The 17,953-nt window shown below is 45.3% G+C and carries 13 protein-coding genes; 10 read left to right on the top strand and 3 right to left on the bottom strand.

Going from position 1 to position 17,953, the window contains the following annotated elements; genetic code table 11:
* Positions 1-324: 324 nt before the first annotated feature.
* Complete coding sequence (locus tag ACUJFK_RS12485) at positions 325-1,224, bottom strand: LysR family transcriptional regulator (RefSeq protein ID WP_445425074.1); 900 nt, start codon at positions 1,222-1,224, stop codon at positions 325-327.
* A 123-nt stretch (positions 1,225-1,347) separates the two neighbouring features.
* On the opposite strand from ACUJFK_RS12485, the gene ACUJFK_RS12480 reads away from it, so the two are divergent.
* From ACUJFK_RS12480 to ACUJFK_RS12465, 4 genes are read left to right on the top strand one after another with little or no spacing between them, the layout of a single operon-like run.
* Positions 1,348-4,098, top strand: coding sequence for a TonB-dependent receptor (locus ACUJFK_RS12480; RefSeq protein ID WP_445425073.1), 2,751 nt, complete (start codon positions 1,348-1,350; stop codon positions 4,096-4,098).
* 60 nt (positions 4,099-4,158) lie between these two features.
* Entirely contained in the window at positions 4,159-5,028 is an 870-nt protein-coding gene (locus ACUJFK_RS12475) for an N-formylglutamate amidohydrolase (protein WP_445425072.1), read from the top strand.
* On the top strand, positions 5,025-5,750 hold the full coding sequence (locus ACUJFK_RS12470; RefSeq protein WP_445425071.1) for a hypothetical protein: 726 nt from the start codon (positions 5,025-5,027) through the stop codon (positions 5,748-5,750). Before ACUJFK_RS12475 ends, ACUJFK_RS12470 begins: the two co-directional genes overlap by 4 nt.
* Positions 5,741-6,448: a hypothetical protein gene (locus ACUJFK_RS12465; protein ID WP_445425070.1), complete on the top strand. Its 708-nt coding sequence runs from the start codon at positions 5,741-5,743 to the stop codon at positions 6,446-6,448. Before ACUJFK_RS12470 ends, ACUJFK_RS12465 begins: the two co-directional genes overlap by 10 nt.
* Before the next feature lie 247 nt (positions 6,449-6,695).
* On the opposite strand, the gene ACUJFK_RS12460 is transcribed toward ACUJFK_RS12465, so the two are convergent.
* Complete coding sequence (locus ACUJFK_RS12460) at positions 6,696-7,382, bottom strand: 2OG-Fe(II) oxygenase (protein WP_445425069.1); 687 nt, start codon at positions 7,380-7,382, stop codon at positions 6,696-6,698.
* 266 nt (positions 7,383-7,648) lie between these two features.
* On the opposite strand from ACUJFK_RS12460, the gene ACUJFK_RS12455 reads away from it, so the two are divergent.
* The 6 genes from ACUJFK_RS12455 to bdpA all read left to right on the top strand — a co-directional run bounded on the left by ACUJFK_RS12455 (position 7,649) and on the right by bdpA (position 16,216).
* Positions 7,649-8,158 (top strand): M48 metallopeptidase family protein, encoded by a 510-nt coding sequence (locus ACUJFK_RS12455; RefSeq protein ID WP_445425068.1) that lies wholly within the window; start codon positions 7,649-7,651, stop codon positions 8,156-8,158.
* Between the two features lie 208 nt (positions 8,159-8,366).
* Positions 8,367-8,951, top strand: coding sequence for an RNA polymerase sigma factor (locus ACUJFK_RS12450; protein ID WP_306178170.1), 585 nt, complete (start codon positions 8,367-8,369; stop codon positions 8,949-8,951).
* A complete protein-coding gene (locus tag ACUJFK_RS12445) occupies positions 8,944-10,029 on the top strand; it encodes a FecR family protein (RefSeq protein WP_445425067.1) in 1,086 nt (361 codons plus the stop codon). The genes ACUJFK_RS12450 and ACUJFK_RS12445 overlap by 8 nt, the downstream gene beginning before the upstream one ends.
* Before the next feature lie 72 nt (positions 10,030-10,101).
* The gene (locus ACUJFK_RS12440; RefSeq protein WP_445425066.1) at positions 10,102-13,221 is read left to right on the top strand and encodes a TonB-dependent receptor; all 3,120 of its coding nucleotides are present in this window, start codon (positions 10,102-10,104) and stop codon (positions 13,219-13,221) included.
* Complete coding sequence (locus ACUJFK_RS12435) at positions 13,221-14,390, top strand: M14 family metallopeptidase (protein WP_445425065.1); 1,170 nt, start codon at positions 13,221-13,223, stop codon at positions 14,388-14,390. Before ACUJFK_RS12440 ends, ACUJFK_RS12435 begins: the two co-directional genes overlap by 1 nt.
* 329 nt (positions 14,391-14,719) lie before the next feature.
* Entirely contained in the window at positions 14,720-16,216 is a 1,497-nt protein-coding gene (bdpA, locus tag ACUJFK_RS12430; RefSeq protein WP_445425064.1) for a BAR domain-like protein A BdpA, read from the top strand.
* A gap of 71 nt (positions 16,217-16,287) precedes the next feature.
* Here the strand turns inward: bdpA and ACUJFK_RS12425 are convergent, their stop codons facing one another.
* Positions 16,288-17,493, bottom strand: a complete 1,206-nt coding sequence (locus tag ACUJFK_RS12425) for a dipeptidase (protein WP_445425063.1) — start codon at positions 17,491-17,493, stop codon at positions 16,288-16,290.
* Between the last annotated feature and the right edge of the window lie 460 nt (positions 17,494-17,953).

The following is a 17,953-nucleotide window of genomic DNA, read 5'->3' as shown; positions in this document are numbered from 1 at the left end:
GAAGGGCGAGTGCCATGGATGGCGAGAGTGAATCCCTCTCTCGACCACAAAGCGTGGCCCTTATTCATTTATGCGGCAAAGATCGATGACTTGGTTTGAACCCTACGGTTCGACCAACTTGTCTGGAACAAGTTGGAACGCGCTTTAGCGCGGCCCCGAAGGGGTGAAGGGCAGGATGCCCGGATTCATCCCTATCAAGCGGCTAAGCCAAAAATTTTTGCCTTTTGTTTTAATGCGCTTGAGATTGAAGACTTGGTTACCAACTTGTTATTTATGCATGTATAAAGCTGATTTATTTGCAGCTCGCCTTGATCATAACAAGCGCTACTCAGAAGCGTGTTCAAAAAACGCAATACAGTGCCGATAAAAAGCCTGCACTAAACGTGGCATTGGTGCGTATGCCGAATAAATAAAACCGTATTCATGATTAATCAGTGGTGCTAATGGAATGAGTTTAAATTGATCATTAACGTACTGCTGAGCCAATACTTTATTGATAATCGCAATGCCTAAGCCGCGTTTAACATAAGCACATGCCGTAGCGACACTATGCGTTTCTAATCGGATAGTTGGCTGAAAGTGAACTTCTTTAAATATATGCTCAATTTTATGGCGAGATGGTCGACCTTGCCCCAGCATTATTAACGGATGCTGAGCTAAATCATTCAAATGTAGTGTCTTATGCTGGCTTAAAACATGGTTTATCGGCACCGCGCATACCATAGGGCTTTGCAAAATAGGTTGGCTAATCAAGCCAGGATGGTTCTCAGGTAATTGAATAAAGCCACAATCGATAGAGCGCTGAGCCACTAAGTCACGAGCAAGTTGCGGGCTGTGTGAGTCAATACTGATGGATATTTTGGGATATTTTTCGATGAAACTGGCGACAGCATCGGCTAGCGGGCCTGAATTAAAGCTGGCTGGCGCGACCATGGTTAACGATCCTGTTTCGGTACGATGAATGTTTTTCGCTAAAGCTAAAAAGCGGTTGGCATTACTTAGTAATAAATCAATCTCTGGGGCGAGATTTTTTGCTTCAGCAGTTGGGATTAATCGGCTGTGCTCGCGATAAAATAACTGAAAGCCCACAAGCGCTTCTAAACTTGCTAAAAGCCGACTAACGCCAGGTTGCGTTAAACCTAATTGCTTTGCTGCTGCCGTGACAGAACCCGTATGCATAATGGCTTGAAAGCTTAATAAGCTACGTAAATTTAAATTATCCATATCTTCCTATAGCATTTTGTTATGGGCTGATAATAAAAAATCATAATATTGCATAGGTTTGCTGCCTTTGCTAGTTTTCTTGATGACACAACACATCATTAATACCAAGCAGCGGGAAACGCCATGAATAAACATCCTCTTTACCCATTATCTATGCTTACTTTGGCCATCAGTAGTGCCTTAGTTTTTGCAGCTAATCCAAGTTATGCGCGACAGGCAGAGCAAACAGCAGAGCATGCTGACAAGTCTGTTGAAGTAATTGCTGTTACCGGTTCACGCATATTGCGTCGAGGAGAAACTGAAGGGAGCCCTATTCAAACAATTGAACGGGCCGACATGGACATTAAAGGGGCTATGTCGATCGGTGAAATCTTACAAGGACTACCTTCGGTTGGTGCCAGTTTAAATGATAATGGCTCTGCGGGTACCAGCCATGGTACTTCTAGTATGAACTTGCGCAATTTAGGTGAAAACCGCTCTTTAGTTTTGGTAAACGGTAACCGCTGGGTTAATGGTGCGGGTAGTCGTGGTTTTCGTGATTTTGTTGATTTGAACACCATTCCATTTGCCATCATTGATCGCGTTGAGGTATTGCAAGATGGTGCTACGGCTATTTATGGTGCCGATGCCATTGCCGGTGTAGTTAATATTCACACTTTAAAAGACTATGATGGGGCCAGTGTTAAAGCGTACTATGGACAAAGCAGCGAAAGTGACCGACAAACCGCTAATTTAGATCTGAAATTGGGTAAAGATGTCGGAGAGCATAATTTTCTTTTTGCTGCCAGTTACTCCAACCAAAAACCTATTTACACCCAAGATCGCGAGCTCACGGCATTGCCTTTGAACGGTTTATCTTTAGGTACAGCTGAAGGTTTATTTCGAGAAAGCAGCTTAGCAGGACGGGTTGACTTTACCATACCCGCTCAAGGTATAACGCGAGAGCCCGGTACTGATGGAAATAACCTTGCCAACTGGCGTGCGGCGACAACAAATGATCGTTTTAATCGCTATTATGATAACTACGTCGTTGCACCGAATGAGCGGCTAAGTTTGTATGGCCAGGCACAGTTTCAATTAGCTGATACCGCTATTTTTACTGAGACCCGTCTACGCGTTGAATTGTTACATAATCGTCGTGAATCAGATCAACAGTTTTCTGCTGTCATTCCAATCGTAAATGGTAGTCGGTGGTTTATTATTGCAAACGATCCTCGTGTAAATCCGTTTGGTGTAGAGTTCTCTGGTAACGATTTTGTGATGACCAACTTTTTTGTTGATAATGGTTTACGCAAAAACGTGCAGGAAGTTGAAACAACGCGTTTCGGTCTCGGTTTAGAGGGTTTTTTACGCGGTGATTGGCGCTGGGATGCCTTTGCATCCTTCGCTAAAAACGAAGGTACTTTTTCATCAATAAATCAAATACATTTGGATAAGCTGGCATTAGGCTTACGTGCCTGTAATGCGGCCGGTATTCAAGCGGATGTCAGCGATTTGCTTGCCGATTGTGTGCCGGTAAATATGTTTAATTCGTTAACGCCAGCAATGGTGGACTATATTAATTTCACTGGGCAAGATGCTAATGAAGCAAAACAGCAGCATCTACGATTTAACCTGACTAATACGATTGCTGAATTACCGGCTGGTGATGTGTTGCTGGCTACCGGCATGGAGTATCGTAAAGAGCAGGGCACCGATACCCCAGACAGCATTATTAACTCGCCAGTTCGAGTGACTCGCTATCAAACTACATCTTCAGCCCCACGCACCGGTACCATTGGTGAGTACGATCTGTATGAAGCTTATCTTGAACTCAATATTCCGTTGTTAGCGGATGTACCTTTGGCAGAGCTTTTAGAGTTGAACTTGGCTTCACGTTTTTCAGAATACAGTACCTTTGGTAATACAACGAACAGTAAAGTGGGGATGCTTTATCGGCCAATACAGGATGTTATGTTACGCGCTACATGGGCCGAAGGCTTTCGAGCGCCATCATTACTAGAGCTTTATGAAGGTGAACGCGCTTCATTCTCTCCGGTGAATGATCCTTGCTCAGCCAATATCAACTTACCAGGTTGTGCTGGCATTCCCGCGGCTTATGTGCAAACTGATGCAAATATTCCAATTACGCTTGGTGGCAATATTTTACTTACCCCAGAAACCTCTGAAAATATATCTACGGGGGTTGTTTATACCCCCTCTTGGTTAACGGGCTTTAGCATTACCACTGATTGGTACAACATTAAAATTGACAACACGATTAGTGCTTTTGGTACGCAAAACCTACTTGATTTATGTGCTTTTACGGGTCGTAACTGCAACGTGATCAGCCGCGGTGCGACGGGTGAAATCACCAATGTGGTTGATGGCCCGGTGAACCTGAATGAAACCGAGGTGTCGGGGATTGATACCGTAATCCGTTACCGTTTGAATAATAGCTTAGGGCGTTGGGACTTTAGCACGAGTGTCTCCAAGCTTAATAAATTTGCTGAGGTTGCAACCTTAGCCGATGGATCTACTTTGACAACAGACAAAAAAGGCCTCGCTGGGGTGCGAGAAGCTTATCCAGAATGGCGTGGTAATGTGACCACCCAATGGCGTAACGACCATTTCTCACTGGCTTATGATGTACGTTATATCGGTGATACTACCGAAGTCTTTGCTAACCAGCCTAGCCATATTGGATCAATGTTTTATCACAATCTCACTGGTGGTTATAAATTAGACAATGGCCTTGCTTTGCGTTTAGGTATTAACAACTTATTTGATAAGCAACCGCCTACTTCGCGAGTAAATACCAATATTAACTTTGATCAACAAACATACCATGCTGTAGGCCGTTTCTATTACTTGCAAATAACGTATGACTTCTAATGGTTAAAGACGGGGCACGTTTCACGTGCCCTTGAGCTTAATGTATAAACGAGAAACCCTATGATAAAAAGCTTTCAGTTGTTGTTGCCTGAAGCCGCCGCTATTCCACTTGTTTTTGACTCGCCACACAGTGGTATGGCGTTGCCAGCAGGTTTTCAATGTCAAGCATCGGAGGCGCAAATGCGTTCGGGCTGGGATGCCTATGTTGATGAATTATGGCAGCCGGCAACACAGGTTGGTGCGACGGTTTTAACCGCCTTAGTGTCCAGAATGGTTATTGATTTAAATCGAGCGGTTGATGACATTGATCCGGAAATGATAGCCGGTAAATGGCCCGCTAGTATTAACCCCACGGCTTACAGCCAGCGAGGTATGGGCTTATTGCGTCGTTATGCATTGCCCGGTTTACCCATGTATCAGCAGCCATTAGCCGTGGCAGATGTGCAGCAGCGGATTGCTGATTTTTACCTGCCATACCATCAATGTTTAGCCGAGCTCCTGGCTAATTATCATGCAACATTCGGTGCTGTTTGGCATATTGATTGTCATTCCATGAAGTCACGTGGTAATGCTATGAATATTGATAACAATCAAGCTCGGCCATCAATAGTGATTGGGGATAAAGATGGTCGCTCTGCCGATGCTGACTTTACACAAATACTGGTCAATTTTTTTGAAAAAGCGGGTTATAGCGTTGCCGTAAATCATCCTTATAAAGGCGGCTACCTCACCGAATGTTTTGCTGATCCTCAACATAACCGCCATAGCGTGCAAATAGAAATTAATCGGGCTTTGTATATGGATGAAAAAACCTTTAGTAAACATGCAGGCTTTTACCAATTACAAAGTGATTTAGCTGAACTTGCGGCAGTCATCCGCGATTTTATTTCTGCCAAGTTGTCATCATTAGTCCAAGGTAATTCTTTATGACAGTGCAAAATCACATCGCCCCCAAGCCTGTTTTCAACAAAACGGCACGTAGTGGTAGTAACCCTATTGTTGTTTTACTGTTTATTTTGTTTTTGGCATCTTGCCTGACTTATTTACTCGATTCGGGAAGTTATCAGCGTGCCGACGGGTTAGTGGTCGCGGGTAGCTATCAGGTGATTGAGAAAGATCGTTCCTTGCGTCATGTTTTTGGCTCGGTGGCGGATGCGACAGCAGGAGAAGCGCAGCCTGTTGGCGTTGTTGATGTGTTGCTGGCTATTCCCGCAGGGTTGCAGCGTGGCGGCGGGTTGATTTTTATGGTGCTGATCATCGGTGGAATGTTTGGTATTTTGAATCAGTCGGGCGCTGTCGATGCCGGCTTAGAGCGTCTACTTTCTGCAGTAAAAGGCAATATTTATGGTTTGGTGATTTTTTTAATGACGATGTTTGCCTTGGGCAGTACTTTTCTTGGGTTAGCATCAGAATATTTATTGATTATTCCGTTGATGGTAGAGCTGGCTAGAAGGTTAGGGATGTCTAACCTGATTGGGCTGGCTATTTTAACGGTTGCGGTCAAGGTTGGTTATTTGTCTTCAATAACCAATCCATTACCACTAACGATTGCGCAGCCGTTATTGGGGCTACCGATTTTTAGTGGTGCAGGAATGCGCACCTTGTTTTTCTTTATTTTTTTTGTTTTTTCGGTATCATTTTCATGCTGTTAATGATCCGGCGGGCGGGTTTTAATACCCAAGTTGCCATTGAGTTTGATAGTAAAAAACTGAGTAAGCGGCATTTGCTGCTATTACTGATCATGTTAAGCGGCATAGCTGGGCTAGTGTATGCCTCTAATACTTGGCAGTGGAAAAACCAACAACTTACCGCTTATTACATAGGGTTAAGTATTATCTTGGCCAGCTGCAGCGGTTTAGGTGCCAGTGGCGCGGCAGATGCTTTTGTTGCCGGTATGAAAAAGATTTTGTTGGCAAGTATTTTAATTGGTGTTGCCTTTGCCATCGCGATCACGTTGGAGAACGGGAAAGTGCTGGATGCGGTAGTGCATGGGTTAGTTGGTATTATCGGCGAAGACAATCCTTATGTTGCCGTAGTAGGGATGTTTATTTCACAGTTACTGTTAGATGTGATGATCCCCTCAACTTCAGGGCAAGCGGCCGTCAGCATGCCAATCTTGGGACCACTCGGTCAATTATCGGGTGTCGGCGCGCAAACTACTGTGCTGGCCTTTTTGTTTGGCAATGGTATTACCAATATGATTACGCCAACATCAGGCACCTTATTAGCTTATTTAGCCACCGCACAAGTCAGTTGGACGCAATGGGCTAAGTTTATCTTTCCTCTAGTCTTAGTGTTTATTATCCTTGCCTGCTTCATGCTTTTTTTTGCTGTTTCAGTTGGGTATTGAGCATTCAAAACGTGAGTTAAACATATTAAGTTAATTGATAAAAGCCCACGTTTACTACGTGGGCCTTTTGTATTAATGCCTCAAAATAACAAACAGGGGGGCACCCAGAGGTTCGATTCAGACACCGGGGAGCATGACCTGCTTTGGCGTAATGTCGAGCCGCACCAGTGCCGAGCGTGCGCCAAGCTGTAACCGGCTATACTACACCAGAGAGTGATAAGCCGAGATCAACTTCTCATCAAGCCTGTTATTCAGACCAATACCAACTCGTCACATTAAAGCGATAGTGTTGTTTGCTATTCGAGCTTACCGCATTGACCCAATGCTCAGCGCCGGGGGAGGCGGGATCAAACAACACGCAGCGATTAAACTGTGGTGAGATAGCAATAGGTTGCTGATGTGTTCCCATAAATACTAATTCGCCACCGTCTTCGTCACGCCAGTCTTGGTTTAAGTACAGCAACATACACAGTTCTCTACCCGGTGAGTCATCCGCGTGTTGTTTAACAAAATCGTTAGCGCTTAGTCGAAAGTAATTGGTGTTTATCGCAGGGTTAGCCACATTAATATCAGTTAAAGCCACTTTGAACAGCCGTGATAGTAAAGCTAAAAATTCACTACTACGTAAAAATAGCAGAAATTGCTGTGCGATATCGCTGGGGTCATTTTGCTCGGGGCGTTGCCACAGATCGCGTTGCACAAAACGCTGTTGCGCGTTGGTTTTTTGCCATGTAGACGAGTCGACATACAAGGCGGAGTAGGTATGTTGTTGCATTTGCCAGTTCGATGCATGTTGCAGGGCAGCTAACACGTTATGCAATTTTGCCGTATCAAATAAATCATCCAGCACCAGATGTTTTGGGCTTAAGTGTATTAGTTGTTTACGAAAAGCACGCACCGCGGTATCGGTTATTAGCGCGTTGTTTAACCACATCGCCAGTACCTATAAATTTGGGGTTGTTGTAATCGGCGTGATAATAAAGGGCAGAACACTTAATTTCTATTCATTTTCTGTTTAAGTGTGTGAGTGATGCTCGTTTGCAGCCCGCTAACCTGAATGCCTAATGCGATGGCTAAAGCACTATGCTTTCAAAACCCTGTAATGTTCCGCTTGTTGCCGATAAGCTCTCGCGCTATACAGCCTAAAACAAAATCCCTATACTGCCGCCTAGGTTGTCTAATCCATCATTAATACGTCGTATGAGCGCATTACGTTATTTACAAGGCTACTCTGCACAGGTACAGCAGCAAGTTAGCGAACTGCTTCTTAAGCAGCAATTAGGTAACGTATTATCTCGGCGTTATCCCGAGCCGGTGCATGCGGTGCAAACTGATAAGGCGTTATATCACTATACGCTTGAGTTAAAACGCCAGCATTTAAAAAGTAGCGAGCCACTCAGTAAAGTGGTGTTTGATCCCAAGCTGCATGTCATCAACAATGCGCTGGGCACGCACACACAAATTAGCCGCGTGCAGGGCGGTAAGCTAAAAAGTAAAAATGAAATTCGCGTGGCCAGTTTGTTAAAGCAGTTACCGCTGCCGCTGTTAGAAATGGTGGTAGTGCATGAGTTGGCGCATCTGCGTGAAAAAGATCACAACAAAGCCTTTTATCAACTGTGTCAATATATGTTGGCCGATTACCATCAGTTAGAGCTTGATCTGCGACTGTTTTTAACGTGGCGGGAGTATCAAGCGAGCCCTCAAAGCTAGTTCGAGCCTGCAGGTTCTTGCCAAAACAACCTAGCATTGGTTGGGCTATGTTTTTCATCGAACCCTAAGCGATCATCAGGGTGAGATTCAAGGCAGCAATGGCTCATAGCGTTGAGGATGACGTTATAAATGTCATTAAAATCGACATAAGCAGCGGAGGTATTTTCTTTAGGCTGCGTATATAGTAAGACGAGTTAAAGTAGAGAAGATGCCCGTGCTTGAAAACGTACTTAATCGCCAACGTGAAAAGCAAACTAGCCATAAGCTGATCGAACGTTTACTGGCAGAACATGATTTTGCGCTAAGGCGTTTTATTCGCGTGCGCATGAACAGTAGCGTGGATTGTGATGATGTCATGCAAGAAGTTTATATGCGGCTCAGCCAAATTGAAGATTTACCCGCAAAATTAGCCGGTAGGCTTGATACGGCAAGAAATTATTTAATTCAAATTGCCAGTAATTTATTAATTGATCGAGCCAGGCGCGCTCAAGTTCGCTGTGCAGACCAACATCAAGGCGAATATGCACTAAACGATTTAATCGCCATTGATGAACCCGATCGGCAGTTACATAACAAACGCTTACTGCATCAAGTTGAATGTGCTCTGCAACAGATCCGCCAAGAACAACGTCAGGCTTTTTTAATGCATCGTATTGACGGGTTAAGTTATCGAGAAATTAGCGACAATTTGGGCGTTTCCGTTTCTACTGTCGAAAAACATATTTCCGCTGCGCTATTGGTGATCCGTAATAGTGTCGACACAGCGGCCTTAGGAAGTAATCAGCATGGCTAAATTCAACGTACGTGAGCAAGCAATTGCCTATGTTACTCGATTGTACTCGGGTGAATTAACTGCGCGTGAAGAGAGCCAAATACGCCGCTGGCGCGAAGAGCAACCAGAACATGAGTTGGAGTGGCAAACCGCGCTGCAAGCTTATGATTTTACTGCGATGCTTTATCATCCACACTATAAAAAAACAACCAAAGCTGCTCGTCATGACTGGCTAACGTGGCTGGCAACTGCCGCCAGTGTCAGTGCAGTGAGTTTATTGGTGCTACTGCAAAGTATCTCGCCAACGGTGATACCTCAGTCAGGCCATGTGCCTGTGGCAGTCATTGCCACAGAGCAAATGCAGACTGCCTTGCAAAAGACCTCAGACGACAACGAGTTTCGGATTACCGAGCGTCAACAACCACTCACCAGCGGTGTATGGCACTTTGAAACGGCAGTGGGTGAAGTCAGCAATATTTTGCTAGCTGATGGCAGCACCTTATCACTGAATACACAGTCAGCACTAACGGTAGCCTTTAGTGCTGGTCAGCGTTTAGTAACGTTAAGCCGAGGTGAGGTGTTTTTTGATGTAGCTAAAGATGCCAATCGACCTTTTATTATTGATACCGGCGAGCGACAAATTAAGGTCATTGGTACCAAGTTTAATGTTAGAAAATTACCTCATGAAACCTTGTTAAAGATTGCGGTATTAGAAGGTAAGGTGGCGGTGAAGAACCTGGTGAAACCCTTGCAAGCAACGGAGGTTGAAGCCGTGCAGGCTTTGCTCGCTGGCGATATAGCTGCCTTTAGTGAGCAAAATGAGGTCATTCAACAGAATCAACCACAGCAAGTGAGTCAGGCACAAACGTGGCGTCAAGGCATTATGCGCTTTGATAACGAGAGCCTTGATCATGTTGTACAAGAATTTAATCGTTATCGCACCCGCAAAATTACAATTATCGATGAACAAGTGAAAAACTATCGGATCAGTGGGGTGTTTCACCTAGCGGATGGTGAAGCCATCTTGTCAGCTTTGGAAGCGACCTTGCCGATCCGAGTTGCCGTGGTTGCGGAACAAATTAATATTAGCAATCGTTAAAAACAGTGCGGAGGTATTTTTTACCGGCTGCGTATATACCTATGACAAAAATAAAAAACTAGGGATACAATTATGCTGAAATACCGTCTTAGCTATTTAGCGTGCTGCACATTAATTGCGCTGGGTGCCAATATTGCCGCAGTGCCCTTAGCTACCGCCCAAACTGCGGGTGTGGCAAGCCAAGAAAAAACCATAACGTTTAATATTCCTGCCCAGCGAACCAGTTCGGCTTTACTGGAGCTCGCTGAAACCGCAGGGGTGCAAATTATGTTTGCATCGGAAAGTACACAAGATTTGAATTCGCCTGCAGTGTCGGGTGAACTCAGTGTAAATCAAGCTTTAACAGCCCTGTTACAAGGCACAGGTTTACAGGCTACGGCCACTGGGCCAGCCATTTATGTAATCAGTGCAAGTACTGATAATGGCAATCGGCTACAAAATAACTTCCAACAACAACTACAAAATGCTGAGGGTGAGTCTTCCAGCAAGTCTGTGGAACGTATTCAGGTGGTTGGCTCCAATATTCGTGGCGCAAAAGCGGCGGGTAACCTACCAGTCACTATTTTAAATGCAGAAGACATTCTTAATACCGGTGCGGTGACGGGTGATGAATTACTGCGATCAATTCCGCAGATCGGTGATATTAGCTTCAATAATGAACGCACCGTCGGTGGTGTCAATGATGCACGCGGCGATGTTGCGTCGATTAACTTACGTGGTATTGGCACTGGCAATACTCTGACGCTGTTAAATGGTCGGCGCCTGGTATTACACCCTGGCACACAAACCGAGAATTTCGTACCTGTTACTACGGTTAACTCGAATACTTTGCCTGTGGCTGGCTTGCGACGGGTTGAAGTGTTACGCGACGGTGCCGCAGCGATTTACGGCACAGATGCGGTTGCAGGTGTTATAAACTATGTACTGAAAGACGATGTTGAAAACAGTACCATTAATTTTAGTTATGGTAAGTCTGAGGGCACCAGCCTAGACCAAATTACCGTTAATGGTTCTACTGGTATGCGCTTTAATGATGATAAAAGCTACTTAGCGCTCTCTGCGGCTTATTATAGTCGCGGTGCAATGGGGGCAGATGAACGTGTTTATTCAGCAAATCAGGACCGTCGTAATGCTCCTGGTATTCCTGAAGAGTTTATCGGCCGCACGGCATTGGATAATCGCTTGATAGCATCACCTTGGGGCACTTTTTTTAGCTCATCGCTGGGTACCTTTCATATTCAACCTAATACCATGTCAGGTTGTGATGTGCAGTTAGCGAATAATGTGTGTGCTGATCGCGGTACGCAATCGCGTGATCTTTATTATGATCCGGCTATTGAAGACCAAAGCATGACGTCTTCGGTTGATCGCCTTAATTTATTTGGTTATTTCACACATGAACTGAATGATACTACCGAGTTTTACGCTGAAGCTTTATATTATCGAGCAGAGTCAGAGCGTCGTCGTGAGCAAAATGCCAACCTGACGGCACAGCGTATCATGATTGGTGCCGATGCGGCGTTTAACCCTTTTAATGAGACGGTTGAATTGCGTAACTACCGTCCAGTCGATGCAGGTCCAAGACGTATTGAAGTGACAGATACCAGCTATCGCGTATTAACGGGTTTACGCGGTGCGGTAGGTTTATGGGATTGGGACAGCGCCGTGTTGTATTCTCGGGCGAATACCCTTGATATGGATTACAACCGGATCAGTACTTCAGCTTTTAGTGCTGCCTTGAATCAAACTGATCCCAGTTTAGCCTACAATCCTTTTTTAGGCGGCGATCCGGCTAATCCGAATACCGGTTTTAGTGTTGGCAACAGTGCCAGTGTTATTGCTGGCATAGTGCGTGATGTTTATCGTGAAAGCACCAGCGAATTAGCCTTGTGGGACTTTAAAGTCTCTAATCCAGCATTATTTTCATGGTATGCCGGTGATATTGGTATTGCTGCAGGTGTTGAATACCGTTATGAAAGCTACGCTGATGATCGCGATCCTACTTTGGATGGCAGCCAACCCTTTGTGGATGCGTTTACTGGGCTGGTGGGCTCCGATTCTGATGCCCTCGGCAGTAGTTCTACGCCCGATGCCAGTGGTAGTCGTAATGTAGTTTCTCTTTATTCTGAATTGTTGGTACCCCTTGCTGACAGCTTAAGTATGCAGTTGGCATTGCGGCATGAGCGTTTTAATGATGTCGGTAATGTAACCAAACCGAAAATAGCTTTAGCTTGGGCACCACAAGAGTGGTTACAGCTGCGAGCTGCTTATTCTGGTGGTTTTCGTGCACCTAATTTACCGCAAGTATTTGAAGATGGCGTGGTGCGTTCAAACACAAGACGCGATCCGGTAACCAATGCGAGTTATGGTGTTGAGGAAGTGCGTGGCGGAAATGTCACTCTGCAACCAGAAGACGATAAAACCTATAGTTACGGCTTTGCGCTGGCACCCGTGGACGATTTATTGATCACGGTTGATTGGTGGGATATCGAGCAAGAGGGCGTAGTAGGCATTTTAAACAGTCAAACGCATTTATTATATGATTCATTATTACGCTCAGAAGGTTCTTCTAACACAGCCGTTGTGCGTGATCCTATAGATAATCGTGTGGTTTTTGTGCAAAACACCTACAGCAATTTAGATGTGCGTGAGATCAGTGGTCTTGATGTGAGTGTCAGTTATAAACTGAGCACTGATTTTGGCCGTTTTGATTTCAAAGTGAATGCGGCGAAGTTGAACTCGTTTAAACAAATGCCAGATCCCATCAGCACAATCGTGCTTGCCGCACAAGCTGCCGGAAATCCTGCCGTACCGGCTGATATTATTGTGCCGGGTACCGGTGATTTAGTGCAAATGGACGGAAATCCGGAATTACGGATGTTTGCTGCGATTGATTGGCGTTTAGCGCAGTGGAGCGCCGGCGTTCGTGTTAACTACATTAGTGATTTTTATGACACTTCCGCCACCAGTGCAGCAGGCGATCCACTTCCTATTCCCAGTTGGACCACCACAGATGCTTATGGTGAGTATCGGTTTAAAGACGGGTATTTGGATGGCAGCCGTTTGCGCCTGGGTGTGCGTAATTTAACTGACCGTGATCCACCAATTGCAGATGAAAGTTTCGGTTATTTTTCAGATATTCATAGTAACCGTGGACGTTACATCTATGCAAACTGGTCATGGAGTTTTTAATGCCACTAAGATCAATTTTTGTTGTTGCGCTGCTGTTTAGCAGCGCGAGCTGGGCAAAAATTGAAGATACAACAGCTGCTGTGGCCAAGGCCACAGCAAGCTGTGTCTTCAGTTCGGTTAGTTTCACCAGCGATTTCCCCATGGGGCGATTGGATGGTTGTCAGCAAACCGGTGTGGACAGTTTTACACTGCACCTAAAACCGGAAAATCTGCCTATTAACCCCAGTCCTTGGTATGCCTTTAAAGTGATTGGTGTTGAGGCACAGCCCAAACCGATAACCATAACCTTAATGACACATAACGGTCCTGCACGCTATAGCCCTAAGGTTAGTCTTGATCAGCAGGTTTGGGCTCCGGTTGCCTTTAGTAAAACCGATCAAAGCATTCAATTTAAGTTGTCTGCATCGAAAACACCAATCTATGTTGCGGCCGGTGAGATCATTAACAACGTCACTTACACTCGTTGGCTGTCTGATCTAGAACAAGGCCACATAGGCACCTTGGGTCTAACGGTTGAAAACCGTGCCATACCCATGCTGGAACATCGTACGCCCAACAGCCAAGATTGGCTGATTTTGATCGGCCGGCAACACCCGCCAGAGATCACTGGCGCACTTGCCCTGCTGCATTTTAATAATTTATTGTGGAGTGACGATCCGACCGTTAGCACTTTTCGCTCGCGCTACAATATCTTGTTAGTACCCAACATGAATCCTGATGGCGTGCATCGTGGTAATTGGCGGCATAACCGAAATGGGCTTGATTTGAATCGCGATTGGAAAAATCGTAGTCAACCGGAAACTCAAGCATTACACACCAAACTAAAAGCCATTGAAGCCGAAGGCGGTGTTATTCGGTTTGCCCTAGATTTCCATTCAACTAATCGCAATGTTTATTACACCATGGATCATGATTATGTTACGGCAAAGGGCAAACCTTTAGCGCAGCCGCAGTTAGTCAATAACTGGCTCTCATCATTAGCTGAGCGTGTGCCTTATAAAATTGAAAACAGACCCAGTCATAACCAAGGTTCTGGGGTGTTTAAACAATATATGGCAGATGAGTTTGGCGTGCATTCAGTCACCTATGAAGTTGGTGATGATACTGACAGAGCAGAGATTAAAGTTATGGCTGAAGCGGCGTTACGTACTTTGATTGAGCATCTTTAAACAGGGCTGGTTAAAGGTATTGTTTGGTTATTGATAACAGTGATCTTATCCGCCAAACTGATCAAAAAAAGTACTAAGTGAGTTTATGCTTAGTACTTATTTCAGATGCATTAATGTTTAAACCCACACGGCTAATGTCGCTGTCCCTTCAGCCATTATTCAGTTTGCAGAGCGTATCTTCAGCGCGTTGCTACTGGTACTGTGCGATAATATCTTATACTGCCCTTGCTGTGGCTAATTGTGCTGAGCAAAAGGCACTGCTAGAATTCGCAGCGATTTAAGCATCAGTCCTGGCTACCAACCCCTTTACTTACACTTTCGAGGTGATAATGCGTAAGCTTGCGGCAATATTGTGTGCAATGGTTGCGTTTTCTGCGGCGGCGCAAACCGCTGGTATCGTATTTAGCAGTGATTTTGAACAAAGCAGCTTAAAAACCTGGCGGCAACTGGGTGAGTGTCAATTAACCAACGAACAACCTCGAACGGGTGAGGGCGCGATGCGCTGTCAGGCCGGCAGTAACTCGTTGTTTAGCCGAGAATCGATTGGTGAGCAAGGCGTGCTTGAGCTTTGGGTGTTGCCCGAGTCGGAGTTTACTTCTTACCGTATTCAAGTGTTGGTCTCAGAAAAAAGCACCTTAGACAGTGCGTGGCAGCCAGTTGCCGTGATTGAACAGCAAGCGGGAGAGTTAGGCTACAAAGCGCACCGCATTTCGGTGGATGACCCTGGGCGTAAATTTTTAAGGCTGGATATTGAATCACAACAAGGCTTTGTACAATTAGATGACTTGCAAACCAGCCGCATCTTATTAGCGACCGCGCTGCATAAAAACGAGCAGCGCATTATTAGCGGTATTTTGGATCAGCTGCGCAAAGACAAAAATATTGAAGTGCAAGCCGAGTCATTTCGTTCGCTGGGCACGAATTATGCGGCACAGTTAGAAGTACAGCGGCAGTATCTCGAATATGCTAATGCCTTGCATTCGGGGATCTCTTTAGTGCTCGCCAGCTCAGAGCGCAATAAAATGTCCAATCCGATGTCTTATGCCAGTTTTCGTAATATCGTCAACGATGCAAAACGCGTCAGTTCTAAGATCCAGCAGGCGCGTTTAAATTCCATGATTAAACCCTTTGGTGATCTGGTGACGGCTACGTTAAATGTGGTCAGTGCCGGCACTTATTCGGCTTTTGCAGAGCCGTTTAAATCGTTTTTAGCAGTCAGTTTCGACCGATCCAGTTACCAAAATGCTGGGTTAAGCCGAGCGGATCGTAAATTTGCTGAGGAAAACGGTTTAAAGATTTATCAGGATGCCGAGCGCTTTTTATCCGAGCTAGAGCGTGAATTACAGCTGGTTACCGCGTTAGATAATGATTTAGCAAGCATTCAGCGTAATATTGATAACTTCAGGCGCGATCTCGACCGGCATTTACGCGATACGTTATTGCATGCCAGTGTGGTGGCATCCAAAGAGAATATCAGTAAGGTGCTTAGTAAAGATGAAGCGATCCGACAAAAGCTAGTTGCAGCGGTGGCCGGCAACATCAGTTTAAAAGCGGGCAGTTATTTAAGCGATGGTAGCAATACTGAATTGATCCGTTTTGTCTTAAAAACCTCCGAGTTACTCGATGGTATGCAGCGTTATAAAGACAATTTTAACCAGATCACTTCAGCGATGTTGACCTACTATGAACGTTTTGAACGCTCAGTAGCGGCTGAACAAAACCCCTTTACTGAAAAAACCGACAAAGAAGTGTGGGAAACGCACGCTCGTAAAGCGCGTGATTACTTAAAACAATCGAAAGACTCGTTTAGTCGCGCCTATTTGTAAGCACGAGTAGCAAGTTGCAGATAAAAAAGGCCCTTGGTTGCAAGGGCCTGACATCATGACTAGGTTAACCGTTAGCTGGCTTGTTTAGCCGCATAAGCTTCTACTTCTGCCCAAACGCGCATCAGGTTACCTGATAAAATTTTCACGATATCTTCTTCGCTGTAACCGCGTTTAAATAAACCTGCAATCAAGTTTGGGTAGCTGGCCACGTCTTTTAAACCGATGGGCAGCGAATCGCCGACGCCATCGTAATCCGAACCGATACCCACATGGTTAATACCCACTAACTTTACCACATGGTCGATATGGTCCAGCACGGTGTCTAATGTTGCAAACGGATAAGGATGGGTTTTGCTGTAAGCTTCACGAAATGCTTGATTATCTTCCACGCCCGCCTGTTGCGCAGCCGCTTTACGTAAGGCGTTATATTGATTGGCTTGGCGTGTAACGAAGGATGAACCAAAGTTAATTTGGATCACGCCACCATTTTTGGCCAGCGCTTTTAACATATCGTCATCCATATTGCGCTCAAAGTCAGGTGTATAGCTGCGCAGTGACGAATGCGAGGCAATTACCGGTACTTTACTGATAGCCACGGCCTGATAAAAGGCATCATCTGATACGTGCGAAATATCAATCATCATACCGATATTGTTCATCGCCACTATCAGCTCTTTGCCAAATGGGCTTAAGCCTTGCCAGCGGCGACGGATGTCATAACTCGAGTCCGAAATATGATTACTTTCAGAGTGGGCGAGCGTGATGTAACGCACACCACGCTGGTAGAAATGCTGTAAATTTTCTAATTTACCTTCGATCGGCGTGCCATTTTCCATGCCCATGGCTAAAGAAATTTTGCCGCTGCCAAATTGTGCTAATACCTGCTGTGTGCTACTGGCCATGACAAATTTATCCGGGGCGCGTGCAACCAGGGCTTCCATACTATCAATCAGCTGATTGGCCAGTTGGTAACCTCCACCAGTGCGCTCGTAGGATGCGGGAATGTAAATAGACATAAAGGGAGCATTTAACCCCCCTTGTTTTGCCCGAGGGTAGTCAAATTCGCCGTTAGCCGTGGCAACTGACACATCTTCCCATTTTTTATGGAGTCGATAAGGAACATCGATATGGGTATCAACAATAATATATTGCTGCGCTACGCGATCGGCGGGGGTTAGCTCAGTTAAGGGTTTATTAGTGGTTTGCAAGGTTTGGGCACAGCTACTTAACAGCAAGGTGCTACAGAGTATGGCCATAGCACTTAATTGAAATTTCATTCGTTGTCTCTTATTGTTGGATACACCAAATTTCATCTCACCAGTTTTTTTGGCTGTCGACAAGCACTATCCGACCAATATGCCAATATCAGCGCTGATTGTAGTGTGTTATTGCGTTCAGTCTGCACGGGTTGGTCAGTGCTTTATGCGCGAATAAATTGCGCGAGTGAATTGTATTTAGCATGTCGCAGTTTGCTCACATCAACACGCCATGAATCATCCCTGAGGCTCGATTCCGGCCATCCATGGCTTTCAACGGTTGATTTAGAGCAAACAGGTCATGCTTAACTGACTGGCATTAAACCTACAAGCTTCTTTTTTCAAGCTCGCCCCGCAACCAGCGCGTGACACTGCTGTCAAGGCAGCTTTCCAAGGTTTGCGCTTAACGTTTCAAACGAACCCTCTGCTGCTGCACTGGGTGGCGGTGCAATCATGATTAGCCTGACAGAATAAGGTATAC

It is taken from the genome of Alishewanella sp. HL-SH06, assembly GCF_052656265.1.
Note: the sequence above shows the minus strand (reverse complement) of the source record. Positions and strands in the feature narration are given on the sequence as shown.

Coding starts and splice junctions, on each gene's coding strand:
- ACUJFK_RS12435 (WP_445425065.1), top strand. CDS start 13,221: ATGCCACTAAGATCAATTTTTGTTGTTGCGCTGCTGTTTAGCAGCGCG.
- ACUJFK_RS12470 (WP_445425071.1), top strand. CDS start 5,025: ATGACAGTGCAAAATCACATCGCCCCCAAGCCTGTTTTCAACAAAACG.
- ACUJFK_RS12475 (WP_445425072.1), top strand. CDS start 4,159: ATGATAAAAAGCTTTCAGTTGTTGTTGCCTGAAGCCGCCGCTATTCCA.
- bdpA (WP_445425064.1), top strand. CDS start 14,720: ATGCGTAAGCTTGCGGCAATATTGTGTGCAATGGTTGCGTTTTCTGCG.
- ACUJFK_RS12425 (WP_445425063.1), bottom strand. CDS start 17,493: ATGAAATTTCAATTAAGTGCTATGGCCATACTCTGTAGCACCTTGCTG.
- ACUJFK_RS12460 (WP_445425069.1), bottom strand. CDS start 7,382: ATGTGGTTAAACAACGCGCTAATAACCGATACCGCGGTGCGTGCTTTT.
- ACUJFK_RS12450 (WP_306178170.1), top strand. CDS start 8,367: ATGCCCGTGCTTGAAAACGTACTTAATCGCCAACGTGAAAAGCAAACT.
- ACUJFK_RS12455 (WP_445425068.1), top strand. CDS start 7,649: ATGAGCGCATTACGTTATTTACAAGGCTACTCTGCACAGGTACAGCAG.
- ACUJFK_RS12440 (WP_445425066.1), top strand. CDS start 10,102: ATGCTGAAATACCGTCTTAGCTATTTAGCGTGCTGCACATTAATTGCG.
- ACUJFK_RS12485 (WP_445425074.1), bottom strand. CDS start 1,224: ATGGATAATTTAAATTTACGTAGCTTATTAAGCTTTCAAGCCATTATG.
- ACUJFK_RS12445 (WP_445425067.1), top strand. CDS start 8,944: ATGGCTAAATTCAACGTACGTGAGCAAGCAATTGCCTATGTTACTCGA.
- ACUJFK_RS12465 (WP_445425070.1), top strand. CDS start 5,741: ATGCTGTTAATGATCCGGCGGGCGGGTTTTAATACCCAAGTTGCCATT.
- ACUJFK_RS12480 (WP_445425073.1), top strand. CDS start 1,348: ATGAATAAACATCCTCTTTACCCATTATCTATGCTTACTTTGGCCATC.